General features: G+C 40.3%; 14 protein-coding genes. 10 read left to right on the top strand and 4 right to left on the bottom strand.

What is annotated here, in order from left to right:
- The first annotated feature begins 3 nt into the window (after positions 1-3).
- The 6 genes from ribBA to H5079_RS14500 all read left to right on the top strand — a co-directional run bounded on the left by ribBA (position 4) and on the right by H5079_RS14500 (position 6,773).
- Positions 4-1,116, top strand: coding sequence for a bifunctional 3,4-dihydroxy-2-butanone-4-phosphate synthase/GTP cyclohydrolase II (gene ribBA, locus H5079_RS14525; protein WP_011329022.1), 1,113 nt, complete (start codon positions 4-6; stop codon positions 1,114-1,116).
- Positions 1,117-1,209: 93 nt separating this feature from the next.
- On the top strand, positions 1,210-1,674 hold the full coding sequence (gene ribE, locus H5079_RS14520) for a 6,7-dimethyl-8-ribityllumazine synthase (protein WP_011329021.1): 465 nt from the start codon (positions 1,210-1,212) through the stop codon (positions 1,672-1,674).
- A 15-nt stretch (positions 1,675-1,689) separates the two neighbouring features.
- Complete coding sequence (gene nusB, locus H5079_RS14515; protein WP_011329020.1) at positions 1,690-2,100, top strand: transcription antitermination factor NusB; 411 nt, start codon at positions 1,690-1,692, stop codon at positions 2,098-2,100.
- Positions 2,101-2,194: 94 nt separating this feature from the next.
- Positions 2,195-3,169: a thiamine-phosphate kinase gene (thiL, locus tag H5079_RS14510; protein WP_041454538.1), complete on the top strand. Its 975-nt coding sequence runs from the start codon at positions 2,195-2,197 to the stop codon at positions 3,167-3,169.
- Positions 3,166-3,651, top strand: coding sequence for a phosphatidylglycerophosphatase A (locus H5079_RS14505; RefSeq protein WP_011329018.1), 486 nt, complete (start codon positions 3,166-3,168; stop codon positions 3,649-3,651). The genes thiL and H5079_RS14505 overlap by 4 nt, the downstream gene beginning before the upstream one ends.
- A 35-nt stretch (positions 3,652-3,686) precedes the next feature.
- Positions 3,687-6,773: a ligand-binding sensor domain-containing diguanylate cyclase gene (locus tag H5079_RS14500; RefSeq protein ID WP_011329017.1), complete on the top strand. Its 3,087-nt coding sequence runs from the start codon at positions 3,687-3,689 to the stop codon at positions 6,771-6,773.
- 70 nt (positions 6,774-6,843) lie between these two features.
- Here the strand turns inward: H5079_RS14500 and dxs are convergent, their stop codons facing one another.
- From dxs to H5079_RS14485, 3 genes are all read right to left on the bottom strand, one after another.
- Entirely contained in the window at positions 6,844-8,706 is a 1,863-nt protein-coding gene (gene dxs / locus H5079_RS14495) for a 1-deoxy-D-xylulose-5-phosphate synthase (RefSeq protein ID WP_086993171.1), read from the bottom strand.
- A gap of 112 nt (positions 8,707-8,818) precedes the next feature.
- Entirely contained in the window at positions 8,819-9,706 is an 888-nt protein-coding gene (gene ispA / locus H5079_RS14490; RefSeq protein WP_011329015.1) for a (2E,6E)-farnesyl diphosphate synthase, read from the bottom strand.
- A gap of 2 nt (positions 9,707-9,708) precedes the next feature.
- A complete protein-coding gene (locus H5079_RS14485) occupies positions 9,709-9,951 on the bottom strand; it encodes an exodeoxyribonuclease VII small subunit (protein ID WP_011329014.1) in 243 nt (80 codons plus the stop codon).
- A gap of 268 nt (positions 9,952-10,219) precedes the next feature.
- On the opposite strand from H5079_RS14485, the gene pomA reads away from it, so the two are divergent.
- The 3 genes from pomA (at position 10,220) to H5079_RS14470 (ending at position 14,053) form a co-directional block, all read left to right on the top strand.
- Entirely contained in the window at positions 10,220-10,987 is a 768-nt protein-coding gene (gene pomA / locus H5079_RS14480) for a flagellar motor protein PomA (protein ID WP_041454537.1), read from the top strand.
- A 2-nt stretch (positions 10,988-10,989) separates the two neighbouring features.
- The gene (locus tag H5079_RS14475) at positions 10,990-11,910 is read left to right on the top strand and encodes a flagellar motor protein MotB (RefSeq protein WP_182684360.1); all 921 of its coding nucleotides are present in this window, start codon (positions 10,990-10,992) and stop codon (positions 11,908-11,910) included.
- Between the two features lie 202 nt (positions 11,911-12,112).
- Positions 12,113-14,053, top strand: a complete 1,941-nt coding sequence (locus H5079_RS14470; RefSeq protein ID WP_182684359.1) for a DNA topoisomerase III — start codon at positions 12,113-12,115, stop codon at positions 14,051-14,053.
- 25 nt (positions 14,054-14,078) lie between these two features.
- On the opposite strand, the gene H5079_RS14465 is transcribed toward H5079_RS14470, so the two are convergent.
- Positions 14,079-15,389, bottom strand: coding sequence for a M20 family metallopeptidase (locus H5079_RS14465; RefSeq protein ID WP_182684358.1), 1,311 nt, complete (start codon positions 15,387-15,389; stop codon positions 14,079-14,081).
- A 113-nt stretch (positions 15,390-15,502) separates the two neighbouring features.
- Between H5079_RS14465 and H5079_RS14460 the strand changes: the two genes are divergently transcribed.
- Positions 15,503-16,360, top strand: coding sequence for a tetratricopeptide repeat protein (locus tag H5079_RS14460; RefSeq protein WP_182684357.1), 858 nt, complete (start codon positions 15,503-15,505; stop codon positions 16,358-16,360).
- The last annotated feature ends 466 nt before the right edge of the window (positions 16,361-16,826 follow it).

Genomic DNA, 16,826 nt, shown 5'->3' with positions numbered 1-16,826 from the left:
ATTATGAACTTACACAGCGCAGAAGAAATTATCGCAGACATTAAAGCCGGTAAAATGGTTATTTTAATGGACGATGAAGACCGGGAAAATGAAGGCGATTTAATTATTGCCGCCGAGCATATTAGTGCAGAAGCTATTAACTTTATGGCCACGCATGGCCGTGGTTTAATTTGTTTAACTATGACGCAACAGCGATGCGAGCAACTTGATTTACCGCTTATGGTAAAAAATAACGGTGCTGCGTTTTCAACTAATTTTACAATGTCGATAGAAGCTTCAAAAGGCGTTACTACAGGTATTTCGGCAGCAGATAGAGCACGTACAGTACAGGCCGCTATAGCTAAAGGCGCAGTGCCTAGCGATATAGTACAGCCTGGGCATATTTTTCCTATAATGGCACAACCTGGCGGTGTTTTAACGCGTGCAGGGCACACTGAAGCAGGCTGCGACTTAGCCCGTTTAGCAGGGCTTGAGCCTTCATCGGTTATTGTTGAAATACTCAATGCAGATGGCACTATGGCGCGCCGTCCTGACTTAGAAGTGTTTTCTAAACAGCACGATATTAAAATTGGCACCATAGCTGATTTAATTGAATACCGTAACTTAAACGAAACCACAATAGAGCAAGTGGCAAAGTGTAAGTTACCTACCGAGCACGGTGAGTTTGATTTAGTAACCTACAAAGACACCATTGACGGACAGCTACATTACGCATTAGTAAAAGGCGAAATAAAACAACAAGCGCCAACCGTAGTGCGAGTGCATTTACAAAGCACCTTTAACGATATTTTACTCTCAGATAGAAACTCTGAGCGTAGCTGGGGCGTGTCTGACGCAATGGCTTATATAGCTAAGCACAATGGTGTATTAGTTATTTTAGGCAAACAAGAAAGTACCGCAGAGCTTGAGGCAACCGTAAAGGCGTTTGCAGCCGAAGATTCGGGTGAAGATGTAACACCGAATAAATTTACAGGTACGTCTCGTACTGTAGGCGTGGGTTCACAAATATTAGCCGATTTAGGCATTAAACAAATGCGCTTAATGAGTCGCCCTAAAAAGTATCATGCACTTTCAGGGTTTCATTTAGAAGTTGTTGACTACATAGAGCCGCAGTAATTAGACGCTAGGCTATTATTTTATTTTTATGGTATGATGCGCTGCAATTTTTGCGCAATCGAAATCGCTCAAACTTATTTTTAAGGTTATCAAATGAAAATTATTGAAGGTAGTAAGTACGCTCCGGGCAAAAAATTTGCCATTGTCATTTCTCGCTTTAATGACTTTATTGGTAGTAGCTTATTAGCAGGCGCTATTGATGAATTAAAACGCACAGGTGGTGTATCGGATGACGATATTACCGTAGTTTATGTACCTGGCGCGGTTGAATTACCTTTAGCAGCGAAACGTATTGCGGCAAAAAAACAGTATGATGCAATCATCGCATTAGGCGTAGTGATCAGAGGTGGTACTCCACACTTTGACCTAGTTGCTGGCGAATCAAACAAAGGTCTTGCGCAAGTATCACTTGAGTATGATATACCGGTTGCATTTGGCGTATTAACCACAGAAAGCATTGAACAAGCAATTGAGCGTGCTGGCACCAAAATGGGCAATAAAGGCGGCGAAGCTGCTTTAGGCGCGCTTGAAATGGTTAATGTGTTAGATAAAATTTAAGTTTAAGGAATTTTTGTGAAACCAGCAGCAAGACGTAAAGCACGTATATTAGCACTTCAGGCCATTTATTCTTGGCAATTAAGTGGCAATGCAATTGCCGATATCGAACAACAAATGTTGATCGAAAACGACGTGACTAAAATTGATGTTGAATATTTTAAAGATTTAGCCAGTGGCGTTGCGGTAAATTATAAGCAACTAGACGAGGCTGTATCACCGCATTTAACCCGTCCATTCGATGAGTTAGATATGGTTGAACGCGCAATATTACGTTTAAGCAGCTATGAGCTAAAATTTCGTGAAGATGTTCCATACAAAGTGGCTATCAACGAAAGCATTGAATTAGCTAAAATGTTTGGCGCTGAAGATAGCCATAAATTTGTAAACGGTGTACTTGATAAAGCAGTTAAGCATTTACGTAAGTAATATTTAGTCAGGTTTTTGATAATTATTTTATCAAAACTGGCTGGTATAAATTACCGTTAAAAAGGAGAGCCGGCATAGGTCGGCTTTTTTGTGTATGAAGGAATTTGAATTAATTAATCGTTATTTTAAAGGCCGTGGTATTACTCGCCGCGATGTTAATTTAGGGATTGGAGATGACTGCGCATTAGTTACTGTGCCGCAAAATTGTCAGCTTGCTATAACAACCGATACACTCGTTGCTGGTGTGCATTTTTTTGATGACATTGAACCTCGCGCACTCGGGCACAGAGCATTGGCTGTAAATTTAAGTGATTTAGCGGCAATGGGGGCAGAGCCTACATGGGTTTCTATCGCTTTAACACTTCCGAGTATTGATCAGCAATGGATTGAAGAATTGACTGACGGCATGCATGAAATTGCCGAATATTTTAATGTACAAATAATTGGTGGCGACACGACTCAAGGACCTTTGAGTATTACTATTTGTGCAAAAGGTACAGTACCCGAAGGCACTGCATTATGCCGAAATGGCGCAAAAGTAGGTGACTGGATTTTTGTAACTGGGCCGTTAGGAGATGCGGGGCTTGCAATAGAGTCTCGCAAGCAAGGCTTAACGATTGAACCTGAGCATCTAAAACATATTAAAAAGCGCCTTAACTTCCCTACACCTAGAGTGGCTGCAGGGCAGGTATTACGTGGGCTTGCGTCTTCTGCTATTGATATTTCAGATGGTTTACTAGCCGATTTAGGCCATATACTAAATATGTCGCAGGTTAGCGCAACGGTTAATATTGAAAGCATACCCACCTCGGATGCAATGAAAGCTAGCCTTGATTTTGAACAACAATTACCGTTTATACTAAATTACGGCGACGACTATGAACTGCTTTATACCGTGCCTGATAGCAATAAAAGTATGCTTGATGTAAAACTGCGTCAATATGGCGTAGAGGCAATTTGTATTGGCCAAATAAAAAGTGGCGAAGGGCAAATTGACCTGTTACATAAAGGCGAAAAATTTACTTTTAAGCACCAAGGTTTTGAGCACTTTTCTAAGGATTTAAGTTGAACAACAAGCGTTTATTTAACCTAAAGCGTCCACATCAGTTTTTTGGTTTAGGTTTTGGTACTGGGCTTGCACCTATAGCCCCAGGCACATTTGGTACTTTGGCTGCTTTACCTTTTATTTTTATAACCATGCACTACCCGTTGTGGTTACAAATAGTATTTGCTGTAGTGATCAGTGTTTTTGGTATTTGGGCTTGTGGCAAAACCGCTGATGATTTAGGGGTACACGATCACCCCGCGATTGTATGGGATGAAGTGGCAGGCTATTACATCACTATGATTGGTGCCGCACTGAGCTGGCAAACATTATTGGTTGGTTTTTTACTGTTTCGTTTTTTTGATATAGTCAAACCAGGCCCTATCCGTGTGCTCGACAAGCGTGCCCATGGTGGATTTGGAATTATGATTGATGACGTACTTGCAGGTATATTTTCACTTATTTGTTTGCAAGCGCTGATAAAAGTAGGTTTACTACCCTTTTAGTTTATTATTTGATTGTTTAGCTAGGTGGCAGCAATATGATGCGATTTTTACTAGTTTTTGTACTACTAACCTGTGCTATGCCAAGTTGGGCCTCAATTACTGATTACGTAGTTAAACAATGGAATATTAAAGATGGACTCCCCTCGCAATCACTCAAAAGTGTTGTGCAAGACCAGCAAGGTTATATGTGGCTGGGAACTCAATTTGGTTTAAGTCGTTTTGACGGCAATACTTTTACCAACTACAACACGCAAAATAGTCTTTTTTTACCAAGTAATGGTATTAATAAATTACTAATAGATGGCCAAGGCTTTTTGTGGATCGGCACCAAAAATGGGTTAGTGGTTATTGACCCTGCAACACTTAGTGCACAAGAGTTTAATATTAAAGGCCCGGTTAGAGATATTTTAGAGGACTCTAAAGGCGGTATTTGGATAGCCGCTAATGGCCTGTATTATGTTGATCGTAGTTTGGTTGATTTACGCGATCAAACTAATGAGCCATCACCCATAGTTAATCCCACTGTTATTACTCAAATAGTTGGCTCTGTGAGCAAAATGGCGCTCGCACCTGAAGGTATTTGGTTAGTAAACGACAGACATTTACTGCGCCTGACAAAAAGCGCTGCCGACTTTTCTAAATTACGTTTAGAGCTTACTGCCAAAGTGTCATTACCCGACAGCTTAGCGCAAACCATAGTGCACGATCTCTCTTTTTTAAATGGTAATTTATATTTAGCCTCTGAGTTGGGTGCTTATTTTTTAGATTTAGATGACGAACTACGTTCTTTCCCACTGCCTAATGTGAATAACTCTGCAGTTTATAAATTTATGAGCGACACCAATGGTGGCTTATGGGTATCTACTTATGGGCGTTTATTATTTCGTGGCAAGTCAGGTGATTGGCAATGGGTTGAGCCAAGTCAGTTAGATCAAAGTATTTGGTTTGCTGACATGTTTCGCGATGATCAAAATAATGTTTGGCTAGCCAGTTTTAGTGAAGGTTTATGGCTGGCACACGAAGGTCGCATTGAGCGTCACTCGGCAATTTCTAAAATGACTGAAACGGTAATGGCGATTAGTAAATCACCCGATGACAAACTGTGGATAGCTAACAGAAGTGGAGTTGGTTACTTTGATACCAATAAAAACTTTATTAATATAATAAACAGTAGCAAGTATGGGCATGCCTCGGTGCATGATTTACAGTTTGATGGCGATCGGCTTTATATTGCTACTGGGCGGGGGTTATTCTTTTATGAAGACGACACACTTTACAGCTTTCCTGGGCGCGCATTAAACGACAACCCGGTATTTGCGATTAGCTCAGCTACCCGAGGCGGATTTTGGATTGGTACTGGCCGAGGTTTGTATCGACTCAATTATAGTGGTTTAAGGCCCTTTGCTTATAATGCATTTTTAGGCAGTAAGTTTATTACTTTTGTATTAGATGCACCAAACTTTGGCATTATCGGTACTAGTAAAGGCGCGTATTACTTTACTGACCGAGGAATAGAAAAAATAGGCGACCAAACTACCTTAGAAAGTGCTTATGTAACCAGTATTTTGCATATAGATGGAGTTGGAATATTAGTTGGCTCGTTAAACGATGGTTTGTTTTATCGTAGTGGACAAGGACAATGGCAGCAATTAGATGCGGCAAATGGCTTACCCTATGGTTCTATTTTTAGCTTAAAGTACGATGAAAAATTAAAAAGAATATGGGTAAGCACCATGAAAGGTGTTTATCGGATGCCGGTAGATCAATTTAAAACGCAGATCCAAAGCTTAAAAGTTGAAGAGGTTATTTCCTCGTTCGATCGCCAACTCGATGGTAAAGCCAGCCAATGTTGTAATGGCTTAGGGCATGACGCGGTTGTTGATATGGATAACTCCATTTGGTATCCCAGTTTACAAGGTGTAGTTGAAATACCTAAAAGCGTTGAGCTGTTTGGTTTACGTGGTTTAAAACCTAAAATAGAAACATTAACTACACCATTACGTAGTTTAACCACAGCTGCATTAGGTAATAAACCGCGATTAAAAATAGACGAGCGCGATGTTACTTTAAAATACACAGCTATAGATTATTACGCGCCAAATAGTATTGAGTTTAGATATAAATTAAATGGTTTAGATACTGACTGGCGATACGCTAATACTCGCCGCGAAGCTATTTATACCAACCTTCCAGCCGGTGCATTTTTGTTTCAGTTAGAAACAAAACGCCAAGGCGAGGATTGGAACATAGCCCAATCTGTTGATTACGCTTTTGTAGTACCTGAGCGTTTTGATGAAACAATTTACTTTAGATTACTGATCACAAGTGGTTTCGTTTTATTGTTTTATTTAGTGTTTTGGGTATTTAGAGCGCAAGAGCGCCGTAAACAAGAAGTGTTAGAAGGGTTGATCACTGATCGTACCTTAGAGCTTCGCCAAGCAAACGATAAGCTTAATAAGGTTAACTCACAGCTTAAGCTGGTGAGCCATTCAGATGAGCTTACAGGGTTACGTAGCCGCCGCTTTTTGTTCGACCAACTACCTAAAGATATTGAACATTTTCAGCGTAACTCACAGTCACTGCAAGCGCAGGGCAAGTCGCTAGTATTATTAATTATAAACTTAGATAATTTTAGCCGTATTAACGATGCGTATGGGCCAATTGCCGGAGATAGTTGTTTGCAGCAAATGGCGGTATTACTTAATTCGCGTACTCAGGGCTCAGATTATGTGGCACGTTGGAGCGGCGATGAATTTTTACTTTTATTACGTGACTTTAAATGTAACTTAATTGACAGCTATGTGTCGGATCTTTGCCAAGGAATTGCCGAACATGGATTTCAATTGCCAAATGGTAAAAGCACTCATATTTCGGCCTCAATTGGTTGGTCGTTTTATCCGCTACCATTATTAGGTGGCCAAGTTATTAGCTGGGAAACCTCGATTAATTTAGCTGATATTGCACTGCATCAAGTTAAAAAACGCGGTGGCGATGGGGTCGCTAATATTACCTTTGATGAGCAGTTAGATGCGTTTGAGTTTGAGCAAAACCCTAATGTTGAACAGCAAATAGGCTTGCTACAAGCCAATGGTTTAGCTGATATTAAAGTATGGATGCGATAAGTAACTAATATTTAGATATTAAAAAAGGAGCCTAGGCTCCTTTTTTAATATGCTTTAAATGAGTAGGGGGTTAATTAATAAACGCTTTGATAGCAGTTAATATTCCTTGCTCGCCTAAGCCCATTTCGTCGTGCATTTCGTCTTGTGTACCGTGCTTAATAAATTCATCAGGGATACCCAAGTTAAGAATGCTAACCTGTGCTTTTTGCGTTGCTAAATACTCATTAACCGCAGAGCCAGCACCGCCAGAAATTGCATTGTCTTCAAGCGTTACTATTACATCGTGGCTGTTTATTAACTCATTGAGTAACGCAGTATCAAGCGGTTTAATAAAGCGCATATTAACTAAAGTCGCATTGAGTTCATCAGCTGCTAGTTGCGCGTTTTCAAGTAATGTACCAAATGACAATATAGCCACTTTAGCACCTTGCTTAACAACATCGGCTTTACCAATTTCAAGTAATTGCATATTAGTTGCAATTTCTGCCGTACCAGCACTACCACGCGGATAACGCACAGCAACAGGACAATTTGCTTGATAACCAGTATATAACATGTGGCGACACTCATTTGTATCGCTTGGCGCCATAATGACCATATTTGGAATGCAGCGCATAAAGCTTAAATCGTACGCACCTTGATGTGTTTCGCCGTCTGCGCCAACAATACCAGCACGGTCAATAGCGAATAACACAGGTAAGTTTTGCAGCGCTACATCGTGAATTAGCTGATCGTACGCACGTTGTAAAAAGCTTGAGTAAATTGCGACAACGGGTTTTAAGCCTTCACAAGCAAAACCAGCGGCTAGGGTTACAGCGTGCTGCTCGGCAATCGCAACATCAAAATACTGATCAGGATGCTCTTTTGAAAAACGCACCATGCCAGAGCCTTCGCGCATAGCCGGTGTTATCGCCATAAGCTTGCTGTCTTGCTTTGCTATGTCGCATAACCAGTCGCCAAATACATTAGAAAATGTAGCCGCACCGGGTTTTGATTTAGGTAAACTTGATGTATTAGGATCAAACTTAGGTACGCCGTGATAGCCAATAGGGTCGGCTTCAGCGGGTTTATACCCTTTGCCTTTTTGGGTTTTTATATGCAGTAATTGCGGGCCTTTTAAGTTACGCATATTACGCAGCGTATCTACTAACATGTTTACATCATGGCCATCAATTGGGCCAATATAATTTAGGCCTAATTCTTCAAAGAAGGTACCAGGGATCATCATCCCTTTAATATGCTCTTCCATTTTACTGGCAAGTTGCTTAACTGGTGGCACACCCGAGAGTAGTTTTTTACTACCTTCGCGAATGTTAGTATAAAAGCTACCCGATAAAATACGGGCAAAGTGATTTGTTAACGCGCCAACGTTTTCAGAAATCGACATTTCGTTGTCATTTAAAATGATCAACATATCTGATTTTACATCACCTAAGTGGTTCATGGCTTCAAACGCCATGCCTGCTGTAATAGCACCATCGCCTATAACGGCAACCGTTTTGCGTCCTTTACCTTCTTTTTGCGCAGCAATAGACATGCCCAACGCAGCTGAAATAGAGGTACTAGAATGGCCCACACTAAACGTATCGTATTGGCTTTCTTCGCGAAATGGGAAAGGGTGCAAGCCATCTTTTTTACGAATGGTGTGCATTAAATCGCGACGCCCGGTGAGTATTTTGTGTGGGTAAGCTTGATGGCCTACATCCCATACAAGGCGATCATCTGGGGTGTTATACACATAATGTAGTGCCACAGTGAGCTCTACGGTACCTAAACCAGACGCTAAATGCCCGCTACTTTGCGATACCGAGTTGAGTAAGTAGTCACGCAACTCATGGCTAAATGCAGGAAGCTTATCTTGTGCTAAGTCTCGCAAGTGGGCTGGTTCGTTAACCAAATTAAGTAATGGATACTTGCTGCTATCAAGTGTCATGGTTTTATATATGTCCTTCGCTAACATCAACTAACTGTGCAAACGCGTTGTTTGAGTTATTTGATGTTCAGTAATAATTTTAGTGCTAAGTTGCAATACATTTAAGCCGTGTTTAGTGGTCACGTTCAATTAAATAGTTAGCTAGTGACGCTAAAGCACTGGTATCGGCGTCTATATTTGCTAACGCTGCATGGGCTTGTTGTATTAAGTTTTGCGCTTTTTCTTTAGCGCCTAGCATACCTAATAAAGCGGGATATGTCGCTTTATTCGCAGCGATATCTGACCCTTGAGGCTTACCTAAAGTAACGGTATCGCCTTCTACGTCTAAAATATCGTCATGTACTTGAAATGCAAGCCCTATGGCATAGCCAAAAGTGGCTAAATTTTCTAACGTGTTTTGACTAACATTGTTCGAGCACAAAGCCCCCAGTGTAATTGCACAGCTTATTAGCGCACCGGTTTTTAACTTATGAATACGCTCAAGTTCAGCCACGGTTATTACTTTATCAGTAGCTGCAATATCAAGCCCTTGGCCTGCCACCATACCTTGTAACCCAGAGGCATGTGCCAGTTCAGCAATCATTTTAACTTGAGCTTGAGCACTACAGTTAAAATTATGCTTGGCGATTAACTCAAATGCTAAAGCTTGCAGTGCATCACCGGCTAAAATTGCGTGTGCTTCGCCGTACACGATATGACAGGTTGGGCGTCCGCGACGTAATTCATCATCATCCATAGCTGGTAAGTCATCGTGAACTAACGAGTAGCTATGAATACATTCTATAGCTGCAGCAAGTACGTCTAAATCTTGTTTATCTGCGCCGAGCATTTTACCCGTTGCGTAAACCAAAAAAGGACGCAATCTTTTGCCGCCATTCATTAAACTATAATGGGTGGCGGCTTTTATGGTCTCGTCAGTATTAAGCGATTGGTCAAAATAAAGGTTAAGAGTATTGGCTACATCAGTTTGAGCATGTGTAATAAGTTCTTTAATAGTCACGGCTATTCCATATCATTATCAAAGTCGGTTAATACAGACTTCTCATCTTTGCCCATTAAAATAGCCACCTTTTGCTCAGCTTGTTGCAACTTACTAGACGATGCGCCTGCTAAAGCAATGCCACGCTCAAACTGTTTTAATGACTGCTCAAGCGATAAATCACCTTGTTCCATTTCACTAACGATTGTTGTTAATTCTTCTAGTGCTTGCTCGAAACTTAAGTTTTCAGGTTTTTTAGTCGCCATCTTTATTTCAACTTACATAATAAATTTAGAAGTCAATTTTAGGGGGAATGCTAAACTAGGTCAAAGGATGAAATGGTTTTTTCGTTAATAAACGTTTTATGTTTTAAAAAATTGATAATTAGATAGATAACACAAGTTGATCTAGAATAGTGCTTAATCCAGCTTTTTATGTTTATCTATAAAAAATGGCTTAAGCAATTCAGTATCTTGCCGATAAACAATTAATAACAAACGTTTGCATATAAAAGCAAAAACTTTTGGAGGGAATGTGGATTTAGCAACCATTATTGGGATCCTTGGCGCAATTGGCTTAATTGTCATGTCCATGTTTATGAGTAGTAGCGGTGAAATGGCTATGTTTTACAACACGCCCTCTGTTGTAATCGTATTTGGCGGTTCATTATTTATCGTTTTATCAAACTTTACTATGTCACAGTTTTTTGGCATAGGTAAGGTGGTTACCAAAGCGTTTATGTTTAAGCTTGAGTCGCCAGAAGAGTTAATCGAAAAAGCAGTTGAACTTGCAGATTCAGCACGTAAAGGCGGGTTTTTAGCACTTGAAGAGGCAGAAATACCGAATCCATTTATGCGCAAAGGCGTTGACATGCTAGTAGATGGCCACGACGCAGACGTAGTGCGGGCCACACTGCAAAAAGATATTTCATTAACTACAGCACGGCATGAGTCGGGTGCTACTTTATTTAAATCTTTGGGTGATATAGCCCCAGCAATGGGAATGATAGGCACCTTAATAGGCTTAGTTGCGATGTTATCTAATATGGATGATCCTAAAGCAATTGGTCCGGCTATGGCGGTGGCATTGTTAACCACATTATACGGCGCATTTTTAGCTAACGTAGTCGCTATTCCTATTCAAACAAAATTGGAGCTGCGTAAAGACGAAGAGGCAATGAATCAACGTTTAATTTTAGATGCGGTTTTAGGTATTCAAGATGGTCAAAATCCAAAAGTAATAGAAGGTATTTTGAAAAACTATCTTGCTGAATCAAAACGTAAAGTAAACACTGAGGATTAACTATGTCTGATCAAGAGTGCAAGTGCCCACCCCCAGGTTTACCTGCGTGGATGGGGACATTCGCAGATTTAATGTCGCTATTAATGTGCTTTTTTGTGCTCTTGCTTGCGTTTTCTGAAATGGATGTACTTAAATTTAAACAAATTGCCGGTTCGATGAAATTTGCATTTGGTGTACAAAATAAAATAGAAGTTAAAGATATTCCCAAAGGCACATCAGTTATTGCTATGGAGTTTACTCCGGGCAAGCCAGAGCCTACCCCAATTGAAACAATTCAACAGCAAACGGTAGAAATGACCCAGCAAATGTTAGAGTTTCAGGCAGGTGATGAAAGCTCAGCAGGCGGAAGGCAAGAGCAGCAGGGCGATAAACGTGGTGGCGAGTCGCGTAGTACTTCCAAAGAGCAAGCATCGGAGCAAGCAATTTCAGCGGCCGATCAACAGCAAACAAACGACTTAGTTAAAAAAATCGCTCAGCAATTAGAAAAACAAATAATTGATGGTGCCATAGAGCTTGAATCATTAGGGCAGCAAATAATTATTCGTATTCGTGAAAATGGCTCTTTCCCTTCGGGTAGCGCATTTTTACAACCTAAGTTTAAACCCATTATTCAAGAAATTGGCGTGCTATTAAAAGATGTGCCTGGAGAAATTACCGTGTCTGGGCATACTGACGATTTTCAGGTTTCAAACGAGTTATATATTAATAACTGGGATCTTTCATCTAAGCGTGCAGTTGCAGTAGCCAGTGAGCTGCAAAAAGTAGTTGGATTTGATAAAAATAGAATGATGGTAGTAGGGCGTGCTGAAACCCGGCCGTTAGTGCCAAATGACAGCAATGAAGATCGCCGTCGTAATCGTCGCGTTGAAATATCTATTTTACAAGGAAAGGCCAAAGAGTCTGATCCTATCGATGTAAGGTAGCAGTCATTTTATTAAAAACACACTTGGTTTAAGCAAACTAAGTGTAATTGATTACAGGTGACTTTTAGTCAAAATTGACTAAAAGTCACCACCTCAGCCAAATACCTCAGAGTTGTTAAATAGTACGGTTTAATAAAAACATCCCACGCTGTGAATTGATATGCTAAACTACTGTGTATATAAACAGTAAAAGAGCTTGCTTATGAAACTCTATATTGCCGAAAAGCCGTCATTAGGGCGTGCTATTGCCGACGCGTTACCAAAACCGCACAAAAAGCACGATGGCTACATTGAAGTTGCAAATGGTGATTGCGTATCTTGGTGTATTGGTCATTTGCTCGAGCAAGCCGAGCCCGATGACTATGATGAGCGCTTTAAAAAGTGGCAGTTTGAGCACCTACCTATCATTCCTGAGCAGTGGCAATTAAAAGCAAAAACTAAAACTCGCAAGCAACTTACTGTGTTAAAAAAGCTAATCAAACAGGCTACAGCACTAGTGCATGCAGGTGATCCCGATAGAGAAGGGCAATTACTTGTCGATCAAGTTATTGAAGAAGCCAAAATAAGTAAAACTAAAAAGCAGCATATTCAACGCTTATTAATTAGTGATTTAAACTTAGCTGCAGTAAAAAAAGCATTAACGACTATGCGATCTAACCGTGAGTTTATTCCGTTGAGCGTTTCAGCCTTAGCGCGCTCTCGTGCTGATTGGTTGTTTGGTATGAATTTAACCCGCGCTTATACTTTAGCAGGGCAAAAAGCTGGGTTTGGTAACGTACTTTCTGTGGGACGAGTACAAACACCCATACTTGGCTTGGTGGTTAATAGAGATAATGACATAGCAAATTTCGTATCGAAGCCATTTTATGAAGTATTAGCCCACTTAGTCACCCCCGAAAAACAATCATTTAGTGCAAAATGGATACCCAGTAAGGCATGTGAGCCTTATCAAGACGAAGAAGGGCGAGTATTAAATAAAGCATTGGCTGAAAACGTAGCCTCGCGTATCACACAGCAAAATGCTGAGCTAACGGCGCTTGAACAAAAGCAAAAAAAACAAACTGCGCCACTGCCTTATAACTTATCTGCTTTGCAGATAGACGCGGCAAAAGCATTTGCTATGCCAGCGCAAAAGGTGCTGGATATATGCCAAACTCTTTATGAGCGTCATAAGTTAATTACCTACCCGCGTTCAGACAACCGCTACTTACCTAATGATCATCACCAAGATGCGTCTGCTATTTTAAAAGCTATAAGCACTAATGGCGGGCAAGGTGTTGAGTTAGTAAAAGCAGCTGATAGTAAAAAACGTAGTAAATGTTTTAACGATTCAAAAGTGGCTGCGCATCACGCCATTGTCCCTACGGCAAAACAGTTAAAGTCGGCAAGTTTAGGTAGCGATGAGACAAAGGTTTATCAATTAATATGTCGTCATTATTTAATACAGTTTTATCCCGACTATATTTACAACGAAACTAAAGCAGAGATAACTATTGCTGGCGGGTTATTTAAAGCAAATGCAAAGCAAGATGTAAGCTTGGGTTTTAAGGTGCTAATGGGTAAGTCTGAATTGAAAGATGAAGCCACGCTACCGCCTTTAACAAAAGACATGTTACTTTTTTGCTCGCAAGGGGAGGTTGTTGAAAAATATACCTCTCCGCCAGCGCACTTTAGTGATGCGACTTTACTTGCAGCCATGACAGGCATAAGCCGCTATGTACAAGATCCACAGATAAAAAAAGTACTTAAAGACACCGATGGCTTAGGCACAGAGGCAACGCGAGCGGGGATCATTGAATTATTATTTAAACGCCGTTTTTTAAAACGTGAAGGCAAATTAATTAAAGCAACCGAAACCGGGAGTGCACTTATTAGCGTGCTGCCGCAAGGTTTAGTTCGCCCCGATTTAACCGCTAAATGGGAATCGAGCTTAGGTGATATTGCACAGCAAGTAATGAGCTATCAGCAATTTTTACAGCCTTTACTTGCCGACTTAAATAGTTTTGTACAACAAGCTGCAAATTGCGATAGCAATGTATTTGCAAAGCTGCCTAAAACTTCAGCTAAAAAGCGTTTTGTTAAACGTGGCCAAAAAACGCCTTATAAAAAGTCGAGTTATAAAAAAAGCTCTGTTACAGGTTAACTACAGAGCTATTATTTAAATAAAACTATTGATTAAACAAAGTTACCGCTGCATTACTCATGGCTTTAATGCCAGTTGGTAGTGCGACTTTATAGTCTGGGGCAAACTTACTTGAATGCAGTGAAGGTAATGTTTTGCCCGCTTTTATTGCACTTGCATATTTTGCTTGGTTAACGCCACCGAGCCAAAATAGTGTGATAGGAATATTTTCGTCAGTGCGGCCATATAAGCCAAAGTCTTCACCTGCCATTACAGGGAGGGTTTCAAGCACATTTTCATCACCAATAGCGCTGGCAATACTTTGACGCACAAGGTTGGTTTGTGCCGGATTGTTATATGTAGATGGAATTGACTCATCTTCATGTACTTGCACCTTAGGGTAGAGCGCTTCCTCAAGGCCTGCGCTTTGTGCAATACCGGCGGTAATGCGTTTAATTGCTGCAATTTGTGCATTTCTAATATCAGGGTTATAGCTGCGTAATGTAAGTTGTAACTTTACTTCATCAGAAATTACATTATGTTTTGAGCCACCATGAATAGATCCAACAGTAATGACTGATGGCTCTAATGGTGAAAGCTCACGACTCGTAATAGTTTGCAGTGCAAGCACAGTGCGCGCAGCAATAATAACCGGATCAATAGTGGTATGCGGATAAGCTCCATGTCCGCCTTTACCCTTTATAGTTATATCAACAGAATCGACGCTGGCCATAGTATATTCGTTTTTCATCGCAACTTTACCGGCAGGCACACTTGCACTTACATGTAGCGCAATTATGTGATCAGGTTTTGCATATTTACTAAATAAGCCTTCTTTTAGCATGGCTTTAGCGCCACCGCCTACTTCTTCTGCGGGTTGTGCCACCATCATTAGCGTGCCTTGCCATGCATTTTTGTGAGCTATTAGTTGTTCAGCAGTACCAATGAATGAGCTCATATGTATATCGTGACCGCAGCCGTGCATAACACCTACTTTTGCACCGTGCTCGTCTATTACTGTTACTTTAGAAGCATACGCCTTACCTGTTTGTTCTGTAATAGGTAAGCCGTCGGTATCGGTACGTATCATTACTGTGGGGCCATCACCATTTTTGTAAATGCCTACAACGCCAAAACCACCTACATTGCTTGTAACTTCAAAACCAAGCTTGTTTAACTGCGCTGCTATTTTTTTTGCGGTTTGTTGCTCGTGATACGAAAGCTCGGGTGATTGATGCAGATCGAGGTAAAAGCTTTCAATGGCTGGCATGCTGCTATGTAAATTTAAGTCTAATGATTTAGCCGCCAATAGAGGGCTAGCTAATAATAGCGCTGTGCCTAAGTAAGTTAACTTCATGATTTTCCCTTATTGAGATAAATGTATATCCAAGTGATTTAGATATATGACTTGTAATAATTATGTTCAGCACCATATAAAAACCTAAATAAATGAATATGGCAATCAATTCAATGAGCAACATAGTTAGTATCAACGCGCAAAATTTTCAGCAAGTACTCGGCGAAACATCACAACAAAAGTTGGTACTGCTAAACTTCTACTCAGCGCAAAGTCCTGAATGTATTAACCAGGCAGCAATATTAGATAAATTAGCCGCTGAATATACCGACTATATAGTAGTAGCAAATTTAGATTGCGATGCCGAGCAAGCTCTGGCTTCGCAATTAGCACAGCAAGTTGGTTTACAAACACTACCAACACTGGTGTTGTTAAAAGACTCAGCGCCCGTTGATGTATTATCGGGTGCCCAAGCTGAAGCGAAAATTCGTGAAGCATTAGCTAAACATTTACCCGCTCAACAAGACTTACTATTAGAGCAAGCAAAGCAAGCATTATTAAAGTCAGATTTAAATGCCGCGTTTAATTATGCAAAGCAAGCTTATGAAATTGACAACAGCAACGCGCGTATTAAATTAGTACTTGCAGATATATGTATTCAAATTCATAAAGTAGATGAAGCGCAAGCACTAATTAATACAATAGATGTACAAGAGCAAGATGCTTACTTTAATAATATAAAAGCAAAATGCGAAGCTGCGCTTGAAGCAAAAGATTCACCAGAGATTAAAGAAAAGCAACAACAAGTAGAAAAGTACCCAAATGACTTAGAATTAAAAGAAGAGCTAAGTATTTTACTCAATGAAGCCGGCAGAAAAGAAGAAGCATTAGATGTACTATTTACAGTGCTGCAAAAAGATCTGAATTTTAACGAAGCAAAACCAAGTTTTTTAGCTATTATTGCCTCTTTACCCGACGGTGATGCACTTGCAGCAAAGTATCGTCGCAAGTTATATAGTATTTTGTACTAAAACTTAATAACTATTACTTTTAAAAGCACCTTATCTAGGTGCTTTTTACATTTTTAAGTTTATAGCAATATAACAGTAAGCTTGTTTAAGGAATAAAAAACGCAGTTATCCACAGGGTTTTGTGGGTAACCTGTGAGCCTGGCTTGTGTATCTTTGGGGTAAAAATTAAATGCAAAAAAGGCGATAAAAACACTTGCGTAAAATCTGCGGCTCCCTATAATGCGACCCCACTGAGACGGGAAACGTCAACGCCTAGCGAGACGCGAACTACTTAGAGAGTTAAATAAAACTTCGGTTTTAAATCTTCCAAAAAGAAAGTTTAAAACAAAGTGTTGACTCGGAAAATAAAGGATGTATTATACGCATCCCTTGAGACGCTAAAGCGACTCAAAACGTTCTTTAACAATATAAAGCAATCATCTGTGTGGGCACTCGTACAGATTGAGTTCTAACAGCCAAGCTTAGT

The organism is Pseudoalteromonas sp. SG44-5, from assembly GCF_014164175.1.
GTDB lineage: Bacteria > Pseudomonadota > Gammaproteobacteria > Enterobacterales > Alteromonadaceae > Pseudoalteromonas > Pseudoalteromonas nigrifaciens.
Note: the sequence above shows the minus strand (reverse complement) of the source record. Positions and strands in the feature narration are given on the sequence as shown.